Annotated in this window: 17 protein-coding genes; 9 read left to right on the forward strand and 8 right to left on the reverse strand. The window is 65.7% G+C overall.

The window, feature by feature from the left end; all coding sequences use genetic code 11:
- Window positions 1-87: 87 nt before the first annotated feature.
- The 4 genes from ACFOOQ_RS14420 to ACFOOQ_RS14435 all read left to right on the forward strand — a co-directional run bounded on the left by ACFOOQ_RS14420 (window position 88) and on the right by ACFOOQ_RS14435 (window position 3,507).
- Complete coding sequence (locus ACFOOQ_RS14420; RefSeq protein ID WP_379727877.1) at window positions 88-654, forward strand: hypothetical protein; 567 nt, start codon at window positions 88-90, stop codon at window positions 652-654.
- Window positions 651-2,039: an MFS transporter gene (locus tag ACFOOQ_RS14425; protein ID WP_379727879.1), complete on the forward strand. Its 1,389-nt coding sequence runs from the start codon at window positions 651-653 to the stop codon at window positions 2,037-2,039. The genes ACFOOQ_RS14420 and ACFOOQ_RS14425 overlap by 4 nt, the downstream gene beginning before the upstream one ends.
- A gap of 140 nt (window positions 2,040-2,179) precedes the next feature.
- Window positions 2,180-2,476: a putative quinol monooxygenase gene (locus ACFOOQ_RS14430; protein ID WP_379727881.1), complete on the forward strand. Its 297-nt coding sequence runs from the start codon at window positions 2,180-2,182 to the stop codon at window positions 2,474-2,476.
- A gap of 17 nt (window positions 2,477-2,493) precedes the next feature.
- Complete coding sequence (locus ACFOOQ_RS14435) at window positions 2,494-3,507, forward strand: aldo/keto reductase (RefSeq protein ID WP_379727883.1); 1,014 nt, start codon at window positions 2,494-2,496, stop codon at window positions 3,505-3,507.
- A gap of 53 nt (window positions 3,508-3,560) precedes the next feature.
- Here ACFOOQ_RS14435 and fumC read toward each other — a convergent pair whose 3' ends face one another.
- Window positions 3,561-4,955: a class II fumarate hydratase gene (gene fumC / locus ACFOOQ_RS14440; RefSeq protein ID WP_379727885.1), complete on the reverse strand. Its 1,395-nt coding sequence runs from the start codon at window positions 4,953-4,955 to the stop codon at window positions 3,561-3,563.
- Between the two features lie 60 nt (window positions 4,956-5,015).
- Window positions 5,016-7,301: an FdhF/YdeP family oxidoreductase gene (locus tag ACFOOQ_RS14445; protein ID WP_379727887.1), complete on the reverse strand. Its 2,286-nt coding sequence runs from the start codon at window positions 7,299-7,301 to the stop codon at window positions 5,016-5,018.
- Between the two features lie 191 nt (window positions 7,302-7,492).
- Between ACFOOQ_RS14445 and ACFOOQ_RS14450 the strand changes: the two genes are divergently transcribed.
- Entirely contained in the window at window positions 7,493-8,425 is a 933-nt protein-coding gene (locus ACFOOQ_RS14450; protein ID WP_379727889.1) for a hypothetical protein, read from the forward strand.
- A 32-nt stretch (window positions 8,426-8,457) separates the two neighbouring features.
- On the opposite strand, the gene ACFOOQ_RS14455 is transcribed toward ACFOOQ_RS14450, so the two are convergent.
- Entirely contained in the window at window positions 8,458-9,867 is a 1,410-nt protein-coding gene (locus ACFOOQ_RS14455; protein ID WP_379727891.1) for a sensor domain-containing diguanylate cyclase, read from the reverse strand.
- A 242-nt stretch (window positions 9,868-10,109) separates the two neighbouring features.
- Between ACFOOQ_RS14455 and ACFOOQ_RS14460 the strand changes: the two genes are divergently transcribed.
- On the forward strand, window positions 10,110-10,472 hold the full coding sequence (locus tag ACFOOQ_RS14460; protein ID WP_379727893.1) for a hypothetical protein: 363 nt from the start codon (window positions 10,110-10,112) through the stop codon (window positions 10,470-10,472).
- 314 nt (window positions 10,473-10,786) lie between these two features.
- Here ACFOOQ_RS14460 and ACFOOQ_RS14465 read toward each other — a convergent pair whose 3' ends face one another.
- Window positions 10,787-12,034: a metal-dependent hydrolase family protein gene (locus ACFOOQ_RS14465; RefSeq protein WP_379727895.1), complete on the reverse strand. Its 1,248-nt coding sequence runs from the start codon at window positions 12,032-12,034 to the stop codon at window positions 10,787-10,789.
- Window positions 12,035-12,223: 189 nt separating this feature from the next.
- Between ACFOOQ_RS14465 and ACFOOQ_RS14470 the strand changes: the two genes are divergently transcribed.
- Window positions 12,224-12,838: a hemerythrin domain-containing protein gene (locus ACFOOQ_RS14470; protein ID WP_379727897.1), complete on the forward strand. Its 615-nt coding sequence runs from the start codon at window positions 12,224-12,226 to the stop codon at window positions 12,836-12,838.
- Between the two features lie 10 nt (window positions 12,839-12,848).
- Here the strand turns inward: ACFOOQ_RS14470 and ACFOOQ_RS14475 are convergent, their stop codons facing one another.
- Window positions 12,849-13,907, reverse strand: coding sequence for a tartrate dehydrogenase (locus ACFOOQ_RS14475; protein WP_379727899.1), 1,059 nt, complete (start codon window positions 13,905-13,907; stop codon window positions 12,849-12,851).
- A 196-nt stretch (window positions 13,908-14,103) separates the two neighbouring features.
- Between ACFOOQ_RS14475 and ACFOOQ_RS14480 the strand changes: the two genes are divergently transcribed.
- Window positions 14,104-14,616 carry a PAS domain-containing protein gene (locus tag ACFOOQ_RS14480; protein ID WP_379727901.1) on the forward strand — a complete coding sequence of 171 codons (513 nt, stop codon included), beginning with the start codon at window positions 14,104-14,106 and terminating at the stop codon, window positions 14,614-14,616.
- An 11-nt stretch (window positions 14,617-14,627) separates the two neighbouring features.
- Here ACFOOQ_RS14480 and ACFOOQ_RS14485 read toward each other — a convergent pair whose 3' ends face one another.
- The 3 genes from ACFOOQ_RS14485 to ACFOOQ_RS14495 form a co-directional block, all read right to left on the reverse strand.
- A complete protein-coding gene (locus tag ACFOOQ_RS14485; RefSeq protein WP_379727903.1) occupies window positions 14,628-15,896 on the reverse strand; it encodes an adenylate/guanylate cyclase domain-containing protein in 1,269 nt (422 codons plus the stop codon).
- A gap of 9 nt (window positions 15,897-15,905) precedes the next feature.
- Window positions 15,906-16,751, reverse strand: coding sequence for a sterol desaturase family protein (locus ACFOOQ_RS14490; RefSeq protein WP_379727905.1), 846 nt, complete (start codon window positions 16,749-16,751; stop codon window positions 15,906-15,908).
- A 62-nt stretch (window positions 16,752-16,813) separates the two neighbouring features.
- Window positions 16,814-18,142 (reverse strand): MFS transporter, encoded by a 1,329-nt coding sequence (locus ACFOOQ_RS14495; RefSeq protein WP_379727907.1) that lies wholly within the window; start codon window positions 18,140-18,142, stop codon window positions 16,814-16,816.
- Between the two features lie 485 nt (window positions 18,143-18,627).
- Between ACFOOQ_RS14495 and ACFOOQ_RS14500 the strand changes: the two genes are divergently transcribed.
- Complete coding sequence (locus ACFOOQ_RS14500) at window positions 18,628-20,319, forward strand: ABC transporter substrate-binding protein (protein ID WP_379727909.1); 1,692 nt, start codon at window positions 18,628-18,630, stop codon at window positions 20,317-20,319.
- The last annotated feature ends 64 nt before the right edge of the window (window positions 20,320-20,383 follow it).

Below are 20,383 nucleotides of genomic sequence, written 5' to 3' on the forward strand. Positions count from 1 at the left end.
GCGTCTTCCGCCATATATGCCGGACGCCTACCCTTCCCCGTGTCACGCCAGCCCGGACCCGCCGGGCGACAGCCGAAGGGAAAGCCGATGACCGGGACCAGCCTGCAGCATTTCATCGACCGCATCAGGGCCGTCTGGGGGCCGCTCAGCTCGGCCCTGGTCGCCGAGTGCCGCCGCCATCTGGAAACCCTGGCACAGGCCCCGGAGACGGAGCCCTGGCTGGCGGCCCTGCATGAGACGCAGCCGGCCAGCCAAACGCTGTATCGCGATCCGGTGCACGGCTTCCTGCTGCTGGCCCATAGCGAACCGGCCGGGCTGTACCGGCCGCCGCACGACCACGGCCGCGGCTGGGTGATCTACGCCGTCCAGCGCGGCGCAGTCGAGATGGGCACCTATGCGCGCCACGAAGATGGCGATGGCAGGGTTACCCTGGTGAAACGGGACACAACGCTGGTGCGCGCCGGACAGGCGAAACTGTTCCTGCCGGGCGACATTCACGATACACAATGCGTCTCCGGGTCGGGCCTCTCCGGGCCGGGCCAGTCCGGGCCGGCCCTGCTGTTCCGCTTCACCGAACGCGACCTGCAGCAGGAAGCCCGGCACATCACGCGCTATGTCGACCGGGATGGCATCTGGACCACAGGACCTGCATGAGCAAGCCTCTCGCCACACCTCAGGACCAGACCGCCCAGATACAGGAAGGCCTGCCGCAGCCGCGGCGCGCGGCCGCGGTGGCCTGCGTGCTGGGCGCCCTGGTGCTGGTGGTGCTCGACGCCGCCATTGCCAATGTCGCCCTGCCGACGATCTCGCAGTCGCTGCAGGTCTCGTCGGCGGAATCGGTGCGGGTCGTCACCGCCTATCAGCTCGCCATCGTCATGGCGCTGCTGCCCTGCGCCGCGCTCGGCGAACGGCTGGGCTATCGCCGCGTCTATATGACCGGCATCGCCCTGTTCACCGGCGCCTCCGCGCTGTGCACCTTCGCGCCGACCCTGGACTGGCTGGTGGCGGCGCGTTTCATCCAGGGCTTCGGCGCCGCCTGCATCATGCCGCTGTCCGTCGCGCTGCTGCGCTTTACCGTGCCGCATCACCGGCTCGGCATGGCGATCGGCTGGAACGCGCTGGCCGTCGCCCTGTCCTCGGCGGCCGGTCCGACGATCGGCGCCCTGATCCTCTCGGGTGCCAGCTGGCACTGGCTGTTCGCGGTCAACCTGCCGCTCGGTGCGGTGCTGCTGCTGGCCGGCCGCGCGCTGCCTTATGTCGCCGGCATGGCGCGCCGGATCGACCTGGTCAGTGTCCTGCTGAATGCCGGGGCGTTTGCCTGCTTCTTCGGCGGCGCCGAACTGATCCCGACCAGCCGGATTCTTGCTGTCACCGGCTTTGCCGCCGCGGCCATCTTCTTCACCGCCCTGGTGATCCGCGAGTCGCCCAAGCCGGCGCCGCTGTTCCCGCTCGACCTGCTGCGCACCGGATCGTTCCGCAACTCGGTGATCGCCTCGGTGAACTGCTTTTCGGGCCAGACCATCGCCATGGTGGCGCTGCCCTTCTACCTGCAGCACAACCTCGGGCTCAGCGCCCTGATGACAGGGTTGCTGATCACGCCCTGGCCGCTGGCCGTCGCCATCGCCGCCCCGCTGTCGGCGCGCATCGCCAATACCGTGTCGACCGGCATCCTGTGTGCCGCGGGCGGCATCTGCCTGGCGGTCGGCCTGGCCGGCGTGGCGCTCTGGCCGCTGCACGGCAGCCCGCTGCCGCTGATTCCCTTTATCATCCTGTGCGGCGCCGGCTTCGGCTTTTTCCAGACCCCCAACAACCGCAACATGTTCCTGTCGGCGCCGCGCGAGCGCAGCGGCGCCGCCGGCGGCATGCAGGGCACTGCGCGGCTGACCGGCCAGACGGCAGGCGCGGTCATCATGTCGCTGCTGCTGGCGCTGGCGCCGCTGGACATGGCGCCGCGCCTCGGCTTCGGCGTCGCCGCCGTGCTGGCCATGACCGCCGGCCTGGTCAGCCTGCTGCGCATCCGGCCGAAGGCGCCGGCATAAGCGACGGCCTCACCCCGCCGCGACCTCTCTGGCCACCTCGGCGATCAGCCCGCGCAGCCACCCGGCCTGACGCAGACACTCCGGCGGGGTGTCTTCCGCTTCCCGCCGCCCCATATCCTCCGCTGGAAAGGAACAACACCATGCCGAATCCCGTGAAAATCGTGGCGGTGCTCACCGCCAAGCCGGACCAGGCCGTGGCGCTGCGCGCGCTGCTCGATGGCATGCTCGCATCGAGCCGGGCCGAGCCGGGCAACCTGCGTTACGACCTGTGGCAGGACCAGGCCGACCCGGCCCGTTTCGTGCTCGACGAGCTCTACCGGGACGCCGCCGCCGTGGCGGCACACCGCGAGACAGCGCATTTCCGTGCCTATCTCGCCAAGATCAACGACCTTGCGGAGCGCACCGCCATGGTGCTTGCCCCGCTCGCCATCGCCTGAAGCAAAGGAAACACATCGTGGCCATCAAGGATATCCTGCCGAGCCGGCTCGGCTTCGGTGCCGCGCCGCTCGGCAACATGTTTCGTGACATTCCCGAGGCGGAAGCGCTCGCGACGGTGGAAGCCGCCTGGAAGGACGGCATCCGCTACTTCGACAACGCCCCCTTCTATGGCGCCGGCCTGGCCGAAATCCGCATGGGCGAGGCGCTGGCCGGCAAGCCGCGTGACGAATACGTCATCAGCACCAAGGTCGGCCGCGTCATCCTCGACGAGGTCGAGGATGTCAGCGCCCGCGACCAGGGCGAAAAGGGCGGCGTCTTCCAGCATGGCCGGCCCAACAAGGTCGTGAACGACTATTCCGCCGACGCGACCTTGCGCTCGCTCGAGGACAGCCTGAAGCGCCTGAAGACCGACCGCATCGAGATCGTCTTCGTCCACGACGTCGCGCAGGATTTCTACGGCGACGAATGGCTCGGCATCTTCGAAGGCGCGCGTAAAGGGGCGTTCAAGGCGCTCGACCGCCTGCGCGACGAGGGCGTGATCAAGGCCTGGGGGCTCGGCGTCAACCGGGTCGAGCCGATCGAACTGCTGCTGGATCTCGAAAGCGCACGCCCCGACGCCTTCCTGCTCGCCGGCCGCTATACCCTGCTCGACCATGATCGCGCCCTGCAGCGGGTGATGCCCAAGGTGGCGGAACGCGGCCTCGGCATCGTCGTCGGCGGCCCCTACAGTTCGGGCGCACTGGTCGGCGGTCCCAATTTCGAATATGCGCCGGCGACGCCCGCGATCCTCGACAAGGTGGCGCGGATCAAGGCGCTTGCCGACCGCCATGGCATCAGCATGAAAGCGGCCGGCCTGCAATTCTCGCTGGCCAATCCGGCGGTCGCGGCAGTGATCCCCGGCGCCAGCCGCCCCGGCCGCATCGCTGAGGATAGTGCCGCGTTGCAGGAAAAGGTCCCGGTGGATTTCTGGCGCGAGCTGCGCAAGGCCGGCCTCGTCAACCCCGCCGCGCCGCTGCCCGGCGGAGCCTGATCGGCGCTTAAGCCGTGCCGCCCGGAGGCAAACCTCCGGGCGGCATCACGGCCTCACTCCGGCCCGATCATCTTTTCCGGCCGCACCCAGGCATCGAACTGCTTTTCATTCAGCAGGCCCAGCGCCAGGGCCGCCTCTTTCAGCGAGGTGCCTTCCCTGTGCGCCTTCTTCGCCACCTTGGCGGCATTGTCATAGCCGATATGGGGATTGAGCGCGGTGACCAGCATCAGCGACTGGTCGAGCAGTTCCTTGATCCGCCCGGTATTGGCCGTGATGCCGACGACGCAATTGTCGGCAAACGAACGGCAGACCGTAGCGATCAGGTTGCCCGAGGTCAGCACGTTGAAGATGATCACCGGCTTGAACACGTTCAGCTCGAGATGGCCGCTGGCACCGGCAACCGAGACGGCGACATGGTTGCCCATCACCTGCGCCGCCACCATGGTCAGCGCCTCGGCCTGGGTCGGGTTGACCTTGCCGGGCATGATCGACGAGCCGGGCTCGTTCTCCGGCAGGGCCAGCTCGCCGAGACCCGAGCGCGGGCCGGAGCCGAGCAGGCGGATGTCATTGCCGATCTTCATCAGCGAACAGGCGATCACGTTGTAGACGCCGGAAATCTCCACCATGGCATCATGCGCCGCCATACCCTCGAACTTGTTGCGCGCCATGGTGAAGGGCAGCTTGGTGCGCCGCTTCAGGCATTGCACGAACGCCTTGTCGAAGCCCTTCGCGGCATTAAGGCCGGTGCCCACGGCCGTGCCGCCCTGCGGCACGGCGTAGAGGCGCGGCAGGGCCGCCCTGATCCGCTCGATGCCCAGCGTGAGCTGCATCGCATAGGCGGAGAATTCCTGCCCGAGCGTGATCGGGGTGGCGTCCTGCAGATGCGTGCGGCCGATCTTGATGGTTTTCGCGAATTCGCGGGCCTTGCGATCCAGTGCCTTCTGCAGATGCCGCAGGGCCGGCAGCACCGCATCCTCGATCTGCCGCGCCGCGGCGATATGCATGGCGGTGGGGAATGAATCGTTGGACGACTGCCCGTAATTGACCTGGTCGTTGGGATGGACCGGCTTCTTGTCACCGCGCTTGCCGCCGAGGATCTCGTTGGCGCGGTTGGCGACCACCTCGTTGATATTCATGTTGGTCTGCGTGCCCGAGCCGGTCTGCCACACGACGAGCGGAAAATGCTCGTCCCACTGGCCCGAAGCGACTTCGCCGGCGGCCTGGATGATCGCCTTGCCGAGCCGGGTATCAAGTTTCTTCAGCTTGATGTTGGCATCGGCGGCCGCCTGCTTGAGCAGGCCGTAGGCATGGATGACCTCGATCGGCATGCGCTGGCCGCCGATGCGGAAATTCTGCCGCGAGCGCTCGGTCTGCGCGCCCCACAGCTTGTCGGCCGGCACGGCAATGGGACCGAAGGAGTCGGTTTCGGTTCTGGTCTTTTTCGTCATCGTCTCTGACCTGTCTCCATGATTTCAATCCGGGGCTTCAGGCGAAACCCGCAGCCTTCCTCACGCCGCGGCTTCCGCGGCCTCTGCCGGCCGCAGCTTCACCGGAATCGACTTGTAGGCCGGGGTGCCGCTCTTCGCATCGTAATCCTCCAGCCCGACCAGGCAGTTTGCCTCCGGATAATAGGCTGCCACCGAGCCGCGCGCGATGTCATGCGCCACCAGCGTCATGTCGGCCAGCACACGGCCGCCGGCGACCACGTCGACGCGGTCGCCCTGCGCCAGGCCCAGCGCGGCGAGGTCGTCCGCATTGGCGAACACGACATTGCGGCGGCCGGTGATGCCGCGATAGCGATCATTCAGCCCGTAGATGGTGGTGTTGTACTGGTCGTGGCTGCGGATCGTCGTCAGGGTCAGCGGCGTATCGTCCCTGCCGTTATCCTCATCGGTACCCTGGTAGACGAGGAAATGCGCCTTGCCGTCCGGCGTGTCCCATTCGCGGTTCGAGGCGCCGACACGCAGGCGGAAGCCGCCGGGTACGCGGACGCGCGCGTTGTAGTCGTAGAAATCCGGGAACACTGCCTCGATCTTGTCGCGGATGCGGTCGTAATCGGCGACCAGCGCGTCCCAGTCGACTTTGGTTGCCGGCAGGCTCGCCTTGGCCAGGCCGGCGACGATCGCCGGCTCGGACAGCAGCAGCTCGGATGCCGGCTCCAGCCGGCCCACCGAGGCATGCACCATCGACATCGAATCCTCGACCGTCACCGATTGCGGTCCGCTGGCCTGGATGTCCCGCTCGGTACGGCCGAGGCAGGGCAGGATAATGCTCTCCTGTCCGGTCAGCAGGCAGGTGCGGTTGAGCTTGGTGACGATCTGCACGTTCAGATGCAGCTTGCGGAAGGCCACAAAGCAGGCCTGCGGGTCGCTCATCGCCACCGCCAGATTGCCGCCGAGTCCGATGAAGGCCTTGGCCTTGCCGTCGCGCATGGCCGCCACCGCTTCGACGGCATTATGGCCATGGGCACGCGGGCTGGTGATGCCGAAGGCCGCATCGAGCCGCGCCAGGAATGCCTCGCCGGGCAGCTCGGTGATACCGACCGTGCGGTCGCCCTGCACGTTCGAATGGCCGCGCAGCGGGCAGATGCCGGCACCCTCGCGGCCGAAATTGCCGCGCAGCATCAGCAGATTGGCGATCTGCTGCACCGCCCCGGTGCCATGCCGGTGCTGGGTGACGCCCATGCCATAGCAGATGATCACCCGCTCCGACCGCGCATAGACCTCGGCGATGCTTTCCATCGCCGGCCGGTCGAGGCCCGAGCGCGCCTCGAGGACGCCCCAGTCGGCTGCCGCAAGATCGGCCCTGAGTGCCTCGAAGCCGGTGGTATGCGCGGCGATGAAATCGCGGTCGAGCAGCCCCTTGCCGCCGGCCGCCAGGTCTTTGCCGTCGGCCTCAAGCAGTGCCTTCATGATGCCCTTGAGCAGGGCCACGTCGCCGCCCACCTTGACCAGGTGATAGGCCGAGGCGATCTGCGTATCCTGCAGGGTGACCATCTCGACCGGCGACTGCGGATTCTGGAAACGCTCCAGGCCGCGCTCGCGCAGCGGATTGATGACGACGATCGGCTTGCCGCGCCGCGACACCTCGCGCAGGGTGCCGAGCATGCGCGGATGGTTGGTGCCGGGATTGTGGCCGATACAGAAGACCGCATCGGCGTGATCGAAATCCTCCAGCAGCACCGTGCCCTTGCCGACGCCGATCGATTCCGGCAGGCCGACACTGGTGGCCTCGTGGCACATGTTCGAGCAGTCGGGGAAATTGTTGGTACCGAATTCCCGGGCATAGAGCTGATAGAGAAAGGCTGCCTCGTTGGAGGCGCGGCCGGAGGTATAGAACTCGGCCTCGTTCGGATCAGCCAGTGCTTGCATGGCCGCGCCGATCCGGGCAAAAGCCTCGTCCCAGGAGACCGGCACGAAATGGTCGGTCTGCGCGTCATAGCGCATCGGGTGGGTCAGCCGGCCGGCATCCTCGAGGTCGTAGTCCGACCAGGCCCACAGATCGGACACGCTGTGCTGCGCGAAAAAGTCGGGGCCGACCCGCTTCGTGGTCGCCTCCCACGACACCGCCTTGGCACCGTTCTCGCAGAATTCAAAGGACGAGGTGTGCTTGGGGTCCGGCCAGGCGCAGCCGGGGCAATCGAAGCCCTCCGGCTGGTTCATCTGCATCAGGGCCCTGCTGTTGGCGCTGGCGCCCATCTGCTCGCGCACCGCCTGGGCGACGGCGCGCAGCGCCCCCCAGCCGCCGGCCGGTCCGTGATAGGGTTTGACGCCTTCGGCGGGCTTGTCGGTCATGCGGGATTCTCCGGGGTCGGGCAGAATGGTCGCTGGGGAAGCGGCGCAGTGCGCTTGCCGCAATCTATGCCAAAGTCGGGGAAAGTCGAGCCGCCGGCGCCGCAATGCCCCGCCCGCCATCGCCCGGTGTTCCCGCCCCGTTTTCCGGCTGCTACACTGCCGGACAGGCGAATCATCAGACAAAGGCCAGCATGTCCTTCCTGCAGCAGATGGCCGGCGAAGAATCGGCAATGATGGAGCGCAATCTTCAGCGCCACGCGCAGGCCTACAGCATTCCGTATGGCACCGTTTCCGCCAACCAGGTCGGTGTGATGGGTAACGACCACATGCTGTTCATCGGCAACGGCGCAAACGGGTGGGAACAGCAGCTGCTCGGCCGCCTCGCCATGCCGGAGGACTGGGCTCTCCGGTGGCATCATGTGCTGACCCTGCGCCGGCATATCGCGGAAAAGGCCGGACTGCGTCTCGTCCATCTGGTCATGCCGGAGAAGCAGGTTGTCATTCCCGACCTGCGCTGGCCCAAGGGCACCGAACCGGATTTTGCGCACCGACCGTTCATGAAAATTCCATGGGAGGCTGCGGGACCTTCCGTGCCGGTCTATCCGGCCAGCAGCTTCGCGGCTGCACGGGACTGGTCGCCAGTCTATTGGCACGGCAACTCTCACTGCCTAGCCAGCAGCAGCCTCATTGCAGCGCGGCTGGCGCTGGACGCCTTCGGGATTGACGAGCCGCTCGACGAGAGAAACACGGCGACGATGACGCTTACGGTCGCGCACGATCTCATGTCGCATTTCCACGCCACGCCCCCCGAGGAAGAGATCCTGAGAATACGACGCCCTGGGGAAATCCTCCTGCACAGGGACCGGCGGGAGGAAAATGGCAGCTTCACCGGTTCACAATACGTGCTGCGCAACCCAGCGGCACCGGTTGATGCCCGCCTCGCCCTGTTCGGCGACAGTTATTGCTGGGATATCGGGATCGGCGACATCATGGCCGGAATTTTCCGCGAGGTGCACTTTGTTTGGAGCAAGGACATCCTCTGGGACTATATCGGCAAGCATGCGATCAGCCACGTGCTGTGGGAGAGCGCCGAGCGCTTCCTGATCAAGCCGCCTCAACGCTAGCCTTCGGCTACACCAGCAGCGGGGACGCTTCGTCAGTCCGCCGGTTCGGCCTCGAGCGCGCCGCGCACACAGTTGCGGCCGGCCTGTTTGGCCTGGTAGAGCGCCGCGTCGGCGGCGGCGAACAGGTCGGCGCCGGTCTGGCCCGGGCCGAGCATGGCGACACCGAGGCTGACAGTGACGGGAATCGGCGCGCCGTTGAAGGCAAAAGCCGCACCTTCGACGGTCTGCCGCACGGTTTCGGCGATGCGCTCGGCATTACCCTGGTCGCAGTTGCGCAAAACCACCAGGAACTCCTCGCCACCCCAGCGGCAGATCGTATCCGACGACCGCAGGCAGGCGCGGATTGCATTGGCAACGCCCATCAGGATGCGGTCGCCGGCCATATGGCCGTGGCTGTCGTTGATCGCCTTGAAGCTGTCGATGTCCAGCAGCATTGCAGTCAGCGGCTGACGCTGCCGGTGGGCATCGCGTACCGCCTGCTCGGTCAGGATGTCATAGGCGTGACGTGTTGCCGCACCGGTCAGCTTGTCGGTGGTGGCCATTTCCTCCAGCCGGCGCTGGAAACGGCTGATGGTCAGCCAGATGCCAAGCAGCACGAGACCGGTAATCACGGCGCAGACAGCCAGGTTGACGTAAAGCGCGTTGCGGATACCCGCCATGGCGCCGGTCTCGTCCTTTTCGACCAGCAGATACCAGTTCAGCTCCGGGATGAAACGCACATTCATCAGGCGCTCGTGCCCGTGATACTCGACCTGCTCGGTGTGGCTGCCGCTCATCGTCCATTGCTGCAGACGCCGGGCCGGCAGACCGCGTTCGTCGATCTGCGTCTCGGAGATGCCGATATCACCCTTGAGCACGATACGGCCTTCGGCATTGACGAAATAGATCGTGCGGCCGAACCGCTTCTGGTAGTCGTCGATCAGGTGCTGGACAGCATTGACGGTCAGACCGATCCCGGTGACACCGATGAAGTTGCCGTCGTAATCGACAACCCGATAGTTGATGAAGATGGTCATCGCGTCCCGGTTGGCTAGGTCAGGATCGACGTTGATCTCATAGGGCTGCATCATCCTGCGGACGCGAAAGTACCACTCGTCCCGCCAGTCGTCCTCGGTCACCGATTTGAGGATGCCGTCAGCGTGATAATAGATGCGGGTGCGGTCCGAGACGAAGAAACTGGTGACGGCGTGATACCGCTGCCGGATCTCGTGCAGATACTCGATCATCCGCATCGGATCCTGCTCGCCGGCGATCACCCAGTTGCGCAGGAAGGTATCGGTCGACATCACCGACGAAATCAGCACCGGCCGGATCAGGTCTTTCTGGATTTCGGAATAGATGTTGTCCGAGGTCAGCGGCAGCTCGTTCTCGACGATGGCGTTATGCAACGACCGCCGGGACACGACATAGCTGGCCAGTGAGGTCGCCAGGAATCCGAACACCAGCAGTATGCTGACGGCACCGGCCACAACCCGTCTGTCGTAAAACGCCCTGAACATTCCCCCTCACAGAGTCCGATCCGCCTGTTCGGCGAAAATACCCGCCTTCCGGGTATTGAGTACAGAGCCAGACACCCATTGACCGCAACAGCAGAGTCCGCCCTTGCGGTGGATCAATGCCGGGATGTCCGGGCGCTTTAGGCTGGCAACCACGACATCATGTCACCCGCACAGGAGGCGCCGATATGCCACTGAAGACCATCCGGCTCGAACTTGCCCGCCATCCGGACCATCCGGAGGGCAGCAACCGGCACGGCTACGAACTGCAGGCCCCGCTCCAGGCGGACGGGCATCTGGATGAAGCGGCCTGGCACAGCCTACACCGCACGGTACAGATGCCGGTACGCCGTTTCTGGTCCGGCGACGAGGACCGCAGCGGCGAACTGGTTCATACCCGGCATGGCTGGGCATTCTCCTATGCACCGGGCGAGGATGACGACGAGGCCGTCTTCCGGCTGGACCGCCACCTGTTCCGGCCCGGCGAATATATCACCGTGACCGAGCCCACCGGCGCCGCCCATACCTTCCGGGTCGTCAGCGTCCACTGACGGCGGCCTTCCCCAAGCCCTGGCCCAAGCCCCAGCATGCAGGCATAAAAAAATCGGGCCCTCTCGCGAGGCGGCCCGATTAGCTGCCACCGTCCTCGGGTAAACCCGGGGACGATGACTGTCTGTAATGACCGTCGAAGACGACGGTGATGATCTGCCGGCGGGTCACTGCATCCCGCTTTGCGGACGGCGATCATCTGGTCATTACAACCAGTCCTGTAAATAAGCCGTTAAGCGGCAGATTCAAGCGGTCGTCGCGAAAACATCGCAAAAGTCACGAAAACGCCTTATTTTCTGCCGGCTTAGAGCGCCCCTTACAGGGCAGCCTTGGACAGGCCCGGCATCCCCATCGCCGCGGCACGCAGGCCCCCGGCCATCACCGGCATGCCGGCAGTGCCGCGGCTGAACACGGCGCGGTGGTTCTTGCGATCCGCCGCCTTCGCGATGTCCTCCGCCGGATTGCCGTCGACCAGCAGCAGGTCGGCAATCTGCCCCTTCCGCAGCAGGCCATAGTCCGGCAGATCGACCAGATCCGCAGCCAGGCTGGTGCCGGCCCGCAGAGCGTCCAGCGGTTTCATGCCGCATTCGACCATATAGTGCAGTTCGCGGGCATTCTCGCCATGCAGGTTGAACGGGGTGCCGGCATCGGTGCCCATGGCGATCTTGCCGCCGGCCTCGTAGAAGCGCCGGAACGCCACCTTGTGAATTTCATAGACGCGCTCGGCCTTCTCCACCGCCCACATCGGAATGCCCTTGTCACGGTTGCCGACAATGTTATGCACCGCGGCAAGGGTCGGCACCAGGAAGGTGCCGCGTTCCAGCATGGCCGCCAGGCATTCGTCATCCATGAAGATGCCATGCTCGATCGAGCTGACGCCGCCGAGTACCGCGTTGAGAATGCCTTCGGCGCCCTGGGCATGGCTGGCGCTGCGCTTGCGGAAACGTTGTGCCTCGGCCAGGCCGGCAACCATTTCCTCGCGGGTGTAATGGGCGTCTTCGGGGTCGACGCCGGGCGTCATCACGCCGCCGGTGGCCATGATCTTGATAACATCGGCGCCGGCATGGATCTGTTCGCGCACCGCCTTGACCACGTCGTCGACGCCATCCGCGATACGGCCAGTGCGGTTGCCGTGGCCGCCGGTCATGCAGATGACCCGACCCGAGGCGCGGATCATCGGCCCGGGGAATTCGCCGCGTTTGATCGCGTCGCGCACGCTGAGTTCGATGTAATCCTTGCCGCCGCAATCGCGCACCGCGACGATGCCGGCGCGCAGGGTGGTCTGGGCGCGTTCCAGCGCCTTGAGAGCGAGTTGTGCCGGGCTGAACTTGGACTGCGCGGTGCCGGGATCGCCCTCACCGCCCAGGGTCAGATGCACATGGCAGTCGATCAGGCCGGGCATCAGGGTGCCACCGCTGGTATCGACAGTCTCGCCGGTGAAACCGGCAAATTCGGCAGCCGGCGCCACGGCGGCGACGCGGCCCTCCTCGACCAGAACGCCGTGACCGGAGACCGGTTTGGCAACGCCGTCGAATACAAGTCCACCGATGAAAAGCTTGGCCATGGATGCTGTTCCCGATTGTCGCTGGTGATTGTGGTGCTGGTTATAAAAGTACGCCGAAGCTTCGCGCGCAGTCCCGGACAGGTCAAGGTTAAAACGTATGCGGAGTACACCCTTCCGGAGCCGCCGCCAGCCCCCCGGGTCGCTGATTTCGATCAATGCCGCGGGCGGAGCGCCGGCTATCGTGCTGTCATGTCACCACCTGTCGCCGGCGAACCCTTCGCGATGGACCCCTCGGCCTTCCCGGCCGCATCGCCAGCCCTGCTGCATCTTCTCGCCGCCCTGACCCGCGACGAGGACGACACCGGACCGTTCGAACGCCTGCAGGGCCAGCGGCTGATGCTGCTCGCCGTGTGTGCCCTGCTCGATTCCCTGGCCGACGCCTGCCAGCCGCTGCAGCAGCGCATGGCCGCCAGCCTTGCCAGCTATCTGCAGACCGACTTTCCGGCCATGATTGCCGAGGAAGAGGACGGCCTGCTGCCGCTGCTGCGGGCGCGGCTGCTGCTGGGCGACGATTTCGACCAGGTGCTGCGCCAGATGGACGAAGAACACCGGCTTGATCGCCGCCAGGCCGCCCTGCTGGCGGCGGATTGCGAAGCACTCGCCGGCGGACTGCTGCCGGACGAGGCAGCCGTGCTGTTCAGTGCCTGCCGCGCCTTCGCCGAACAGCAGCGGCGCCATCTCGCCTGGGAAGACGCCACCGTATTGCCGCTGGCCCGCAGCCGGCTGACCGCTGCCGACCTTGCCCAGTGGAACCGCCGGGCCCGGGCCCGGCGCAAGCCGCGCACCGCGGCACCCGGGGCCTGAAACTGCGCCGCTAACGCAGCGCCGCCACCAGGCTATCGGTCACCTCCGCCGTCGAAGCCCGGCCGCCGAGATCGGCGGTGCGCGGGCCGCCTTCGGCCAGGCCTTTCGCGATCGCCGCCTCGATGGCCTGCGCCGCTTCCGTTTCGCCGAGGTGATCGAGCATCATGGCGCCCGACCAGATCTGGCCGACCGGATTGGCGATCCCCTTGCCGGCAATATCGGGGGCTGAACCGTGCACCGGCTCGAACATCGACGGATAGGCTTTCTCGGGATTGATGTTGCCGCCCGGCGCGATGCCGATCGAACCGACCGTCGCCGGCCCGAGGTCCGACAGGATGTCGCCAAACAGGTTGGAGGCCACCACCACGTCGAACCACTGCGGATTGCGCACGAAATGCGCCGTCAGGATGTCGATATGGTACTGGTCGGTGCGGATGCCGGGATATTCTTTCGCAATGGCGGCGAAGCGTTCGTCCCAGTAAGGCATGGTGTGGACGATGCCGTTCGACTTGGTGGCCGAGGTGACATGCTTCTTGCGCCGCGCCGCCAGCTCGAAGGCATAGCGCATGATGCGGTCGCAGCCGCGCCGGGTGAACACGGATTCCTGCACGGCGAATTCGTCCTCGGTGTCGCGGTACATGCGGCCACCGACCTCGGAATATTCGCCCTCGTTGTTCTCGCGCACGACGTAGTAGTCGATATCGCCCGGCTTGCGGTCCTTCAGCGGACTGTCGATACCGTCGAGCAGGCGCACCGGGCGCAGGTTGACATACTGGCGGAAGCTGCGGCGGATCGGGATCAGCAGGCCCCACAACGACACATGATCGGGCACGCCGGGATAGCCGACGGCACCGAGGTAAATGGCATCGGTATCGCGCAGCTGGTCGATGGCGTCGTCGGGCATCATCCGGCCGGTCTTGGCATAGCGCTCGCAGGACCAGTCGTAATCGCGCCATTTGAGCGAAAAGCCGAAGCGCCGGGCGGCCTGCTCCAGCACCGCCTGGCCGGCCGGCACGACCTCCTTGCCGATGCCGTCGCCGGCGATCACCGCTATCGTATACGTTGCCATCGGACGCACTCCGCTCCGGGTTCAGTTCGCCGGACAGCCTTCCATGCGCCCCACTGCCTGTCAAACCCGGGCGCCGTCCGGACAGCAATTTTGTGCGCCGCAACAATAACTTGCAACATGACTAAGGCGTCATTTCCGGCTTGGCAGGCCGGTCCTTCGGGCTATAGTTGGATGCTACCTGCAGGGGGATGCCAGAATGACAGGCCCCAACATAGGTTTAGTCCTCGACCCCGATCTGAGCCTGCTCATTCCGGGGGCGCGGGATTTGTTGACCCTGTGGCAGGCCGGCCGGGCCGGGGATCAGCCGCACAGCCTGCCGCTCCGCAGTGCCTTCGATCCCCTCGCGCTGCGCCGCTTTCTCGGCAACCTGCTGATCGTCGATATCGAACGGGCGGTGCCCGGCACTTCCGCCATGGCGGCCGATACGCGCTACCGCTATCGCCTGATCGGCACCGAAGTCGCACAAATGAGCGGGCGCGACATGACCAACCAGCGTTTCGAGGACATCTATGATCCTGTGGCGCTGAGCGAAATGCGCTACTGCTTCGGCTCGGTGGCCGACAACCGGCGACCGGCCCGGGTCTTCGGCACCTTCCGCCATGCCCACCGTGCCTTCCTAGGCTTCGAGGCGCTGTTCCTGCCCGTTGCCACCGACGCCCCTGCCATTGCCACCCAGATCATTGGCTACGTGATTCCGACCCGCGCCTGACGCGACGGATGTCAGTCCTCCAGGCCGAAGACTTCCTGCGGTTCGGTCACGCCGCGCAGCGGATGCAGGCCCAGCGACTGCAGGCGCCGGGCCGCGCCACCGGCCGAGACCGCGAAACTGCGCGACGCCACGAGGTTGCGATCCAGCAGGCTGCAGAGATTCTCCAGCCGCGAGGCCTCGTTGACCGCCGGCCCGATCAGGGTGAAATCAAGCCGTGCCCGGGTGCCGACATTGCCGTACATCACGGTGCCGCGATGCAGGGCGATATCGAGGTCCAGCGCCGGCTGGCCGGCAGCCCGCCGACAGGTATTGAGTTCGTCGACGGCCGCCAGCGCGCGTTCGGCTGCGGTCAGCGCCGCGGCACAGAGCGGCGCCGGATCCTGGCCGTCGGCAAGCTGGAAACTCGCCAGCAAGCCATCGCCGAGATATTTCAGGATCTGGCCGCCCTGATCCTCGATGGCTGGGCCAAGGCAGTCGAAATACTCGTTCAGCATGGCGACCAGCGGCTCGATGGCCAGCCGGTCGGCCACCGCCGTGAAACCGCGCAGGTCGGCGTAAAGAATTACCGCGTCGATCTTCTGCGCCATGCCACGACGGATTTCGCCTGATAGCACATGGCTGGCCGCATCGCCGCCGATGTAGGACGCGGTGACATCGCGGGCAAGTTGCGCCAAAGTCGCCGACTTGATCGCCAGCGCCAGCAGCGGCACGGTCTGGCGCAGCCGTGCCAGTGTCGCCGGCGAATAACCGCCTGGCGCGGCGGTGAGGAACGAGCTGATCATGCCCATGCCGGGATTGCGGAAATCCTCGTCGGCACGCTGCAGGTCCCAGCCGAAGCTGTAGGCCAGCCCGAGCCATTCGGTATAGCCCTCGCCGGCAAATTCGCCGAGCACCGGGAAATCATGCACGGCATCGGCGCCGACGAGTGGCCGCCGCAGTTCCGGCACGTCGTTCACCAGCATGTGGCGAAACGGGCTTTCCAGCCAGATCTGCGGCTGGCTGTCGGGCTCGCGATGCAGCATCGCCTCGTTGTCCAGCAGGCCCTGGCCATCGAGCCACGTATAGCCGCGCGCGCGGACCAGCGGATGCAGGGTCGCGGTGCCAACATAGATGCGTTTCAGCGGGATGCCTTCCGCGCACAGGCGGGCGGCGAATTCATCAACCAGTGCCTCGGTCGGCTGGCCGGCGAGACCGGCACGGACCAGCCAAGCCTCCAGTGACAGGGGACCGGCAGACAGGGGACCGGCAGACAGGGCGGGCTCGCGATGCATCAGGCTCATGACGGAAACCTACACCACCGGTGCGGCACTGTCCCCTGCCCGCCCGTCGGCTGCCGGTGATGGCCGCAGCGGCTGCAGCAGCATGCGGTCGAGCCGCTGGTCGCCGGGGCTGCGGAAATCCGCCAGCCCGATGGTCATGCCGGGATGGCCATCGCGCGGCTGCGGCCGGTAGGTCCCGAACAGCCGGTCCCACCAGGGCAGGTTGAAGCCGTAATTGCTGTCGGTCTCGTCGCGATGCCAGGAATGGTGCACCCGGTGCATGTCGGGGGTCACCAGCAGGCGGCGCAGCCAGCGGTCGAGCCCGGCCGGCAGGGCTAGGTTGGCATGATTGAACATGGACGTGGCGTTCAGCAGCACCTCGAACAGCAGCACGGCAACCGCTGGCGCGCCGAGCAGGATCACGGCCGCCGCCTTGATGGCAACCGACAGCAGGATCTCGAACGGATGGAAACGGGCACCGGTGGTGACGTCGATTTCGGTGTCGGCATGATGCATCCGGTGCAGCCGCCACAGCGGCGCGATCCGGTGAAACGCGACATGCTGGGCATAAATCGTCAGGTCGAGCAGAAGCACGCTGCCCGCCACCGCCAGCCATCCCGGCAGCGGCAGCAGGTTGAACAGCCCGAAACCGGTTGCCTCTGCCCAGAGCGCTGCACCGATCACCGCACCGGGTGCCAGCAGCCGCACCACGAGGGCATTCAGTGCCGCCATGCCGAGGTTGGCCGGCCAGCGTCGCCAGCGGCCGAGGCTTTGCGAACGTCGCGGCCATACAGCCTCGGCCAGCATCAGCACGCCCAGCAGGCCAAGATAGACGCCCAGCCGGATGACCGGTTCGTGATTCAGGATCGGGGACATGCCCCCAATCTAGCGCGAAGCGCCGGCCCGGCGATATGCGCTGCACGCGACGGGCGTCCGGCTCAGGCCGCGGCCTGCCGCCCTTCGCCCTCCGGCGGGGGCTCATCCGGCCCGGGCCCATCCGGAGAAGGCGGCCCGTCTTCGGGCGGCCCGCCGGTTTCCGCCGGCGCCTCGCCGCGCGGATCGATGTCGCCCAGCCGCGGCGCATGGGCCGGCATCGGCACGAAGTCGGTCTTTTCCTCCGGTGTCGGTGCTGCCCGGCGCTGCATCCGGTACAGGGTAAACAGGGCCATGACGCCATGGCTGACCGCCGTGAAGGCAAACAGTCCGGCCGCGCCGACCACCTGCATGGTCCCCGAGGCCAGCAGTGGCCCGATCACCGAGGCAATGCCGTTGACCATCAGCAGACCGCCGGCCACAGCAACGAAATCGGCGCCGCGCGCCATGTCATTGGCATGGGCGACGCTGAGCGCATAGACCGGAAACGAGAAAACGCCGAACAGGAAACCGGCCGGGATCACCAGGGACGGCGCATACATGCCGGCCAGCACGATGGCGACGCCCGAGGCTGAGGCGGCGATACAGCTGATCATCAGCATCAGCCGGCGGTCGATCCGGTCCGACAGCCGGCCGAACGGCCATTGCGATACCGCGCCGCCAACCACCGTGGCGCTCATGAACAGCGCCACGTCGCTGACATGCAGGCCGGACTGCAACACAAAGGCCGGGCCGAGGGCCCAGAACGCCCCGTTGGCAATGCCGACCGTCATGCAGCCGGCGGCGCCGACCGGCGAGACGCGGAACAATGCCGACAGCGGCAGCCGCGCTGCTACGACCTGGGCCGGCTGCGGCGACCGGCTCAGCGCCACCGGCACGGCTGCGACCGAGACCAGGATCGAGGCCAGGGCGTAGAGCGGGAACTTGACCGGGTCGTCGGCAAGGATCAGCAGCTGGCCCAGCGTGATCACCGAATAGTTCACCGTGGTATAGATGGTGAAGACGGCACCGCGGTTCTCGGTGGTGGCGCGTTCGTTGAGCCAGCTTTCGATGATCAGGTAGAGGCTGGCCATGCAGACGCCGTTCATGCCGCGCATCAGCCACCAGAAGGGCGGCGCCACGAACAGCGCATGGGCCAGCGGCGCCACCGAGGCCAGCGCCACCATCGCCGTGAACAGCCGGATATGGCCGACGCGACCGATCAGGCGCGGCGTGCCAAGCACGCCGATGGCGAAGCCGATGTAATAGGAGGCACCCAGCACGCCGATCGACAGCGGGCTGAAGCTTTCCATGCTGGCGCGCACCGGCAGCAGCGTGCCCTGCAGGCCGTTGCCGGTCAGCAGCAATGCGACACTGAGCAGCAGCGCGCCGACCGGCGCGATCGCGGCGATCATCGCCGGCCCCGCAGGCACAGGCCACGCACCATCGCCCGATATACGGTCAGAGGCCCGCAGGAATGCCCGTCATGCGAGAGGCGGATATGAAGACGGAAATCTCTCATGTCGTCGCCACACAGCACTGCATACGGAAGCAATCCGTGAAAAATATGTCGAAGATACGGCGCGTCATGGCATGCATACTGCAACATCATCCGTGTATTGCGAAAGAACAAATCTGCGAAATCCATTGATTCCATGCGGCTTTTACAGATGTCCCGTAAAAGCAAACCGATTAAAGGTTGACATCGGCGCCACCGGTCTAAATACTTCGCCGACCAACAGACATATCACCTTGTGCGAATGACGCAGATTAACCTCTGCGACTTCATGCGCACTTTTTGTTGTCTGATTTTGCCTTGCGCAAACTCGCTTCGGCGACGTTCGAGACTTTTGGTTCGTGCGACGTCGACAAAAAATCCAGAACGAAGACGGAGGCGCCAATGTCGCTTGAATATAAAACCCGCACCCACCCTGCCGTTCGAGAGTTGGCAGCGAAAACCCGTCGCGGCGAGATCGGCCGCCGCGATTTCCTGCGTACCGCCGCCCTGCTCGGCGTCTCGGCCGCCACCGCCAGTTCCCTGATCGGCATCACGCTGGATCCGGGCCCGGCGATTGCCGCAGAGACGCCGAAATTCGGCGGCAACCTGCGTGTTTCCATGAACGTCAAGGACATCTCCGATCCGGCGATCTACGACTGGTCGGAAAAGGCCAATATCGTGCGCCATGTGATCGAGCCGCTGGTGCGGATCGATCACGAGAACACCGCGCAGCCGCATCTGGCCGTGAAATGGGAGGCCTCCGACGATCTCAAGACCTGGACCTTCCACCTGCGCAAGGGCGTGAAATGGTCGAACGGCGACGATTTCGGCGCCGATGACGTAATCGTCAATTTCACCCGCTGGCTCGATCCGAAGACCGGCTCGTCGAATATCGGCCGCTTCGCCTCGATGACCACCACGGTGGACACCGGCAAGAAGGACAAGGACGGCAAACCGGTCAAGAAAACGACGATGACCAAGGGTGCGCTGGAAAAGGTCGACGACCATACCCTGCGCTTCCACCTGAATACGGCCGATCTCAGCCTGCCGGAAAGCATGGCCGACTATCCGGCCTTGATCACCCACCGCAATTTCGTCAAGGACGGCGGAAATTTCATCAAGAATCCGATCGGCACCGGCGCCTTCGCGCTCAAGGAATTCAAGGTCGGTGAGCGCGCCGTGCTGGTGAAGCGCAAGGACGCGAAATACTGGGGCGGCGACGTCTACCTCGACCAGATCACCTATATCGACCATGGCGACGATCCGGCGGCCCAGCTCGCCGCCTTCGCCTCGGGCCAGATCGATGCCAACTACGAAACCGGCGTCGAACAGGTCCCCGCCATCAAGGCGCTGCCCGACATCACCCTCTACGAAGCGCTGACCGCGCAGACCGGCGTCGCCCGCTTCAAGGTCACCGAGAAGCCGTTCACCGACAAGCGCGTGCGCCAGGCGATCCAGGCCTGCATCGACCACGACCGGCTGAAGACCCTGCTGTATGGCAACTATGGCGCACCGGCGGAAGACCATCATGTCTCGCCGATCCATCCGGAATACGCCAAGCTGCCGAAGCAGAAGCAGGACTACGACAAGGCCAAGAAGCTGCTGGCCGAGGCGGGCTTCGCCGACGGGCTGGAAATCCGCATCGACTGCGTCGCCAATCCGACCTGGGAGCAGAATGCCTGCAAGGCGATTGCCGAAATGGTGCGCCCGGCCGGTATCACTTTGCAGATCAACGTCATGCCCGGCGGCACCTACTGGGACCGCTGGACCACGACGCCGTTCGGTTTCACCAACTGGACGCATCGACCGCTCGGCGTGCAGGTGCTCAACCTCGCCTACCGCAGCAACGTGCCGTGGAACGAGTCGTCCTATTCCAATCCGGAGTTCGACAAGCTGCTCGACGAGGCCGGCACCAAGCTCGATCCCAACGAGCGTCGCCCCTATATGGCCAAGCTGGAGAAGATTCTGCAGGACGACGCCGTGATGGTGCAGTCGCTGTGGCGCTCGGTCTTCGTCAGCGCCGGCAAGAAGGTGCATGGCATCTATGCCCATCCGGCCTTCGAGCACCATTACAACAAAGTCTGGATCGGCTGATCCACAGGTAGCGCGGGGCGGCATGGCCGCCCCGCATGCTTTCCGGGGGCATAACAGCAAGGAA

Source organism: Ferrovibrio xuzhouensis (assembly GCF_042648965.1).
GTDB classification, from domain to species: domain Bacteria; phylum Pseudomonadota; class Alphaproteobacteria; order Ferrovibrionales; family Ferrovibrionaceae; genus Ferrovibrio; species Ferrovibrio xuzhouensis.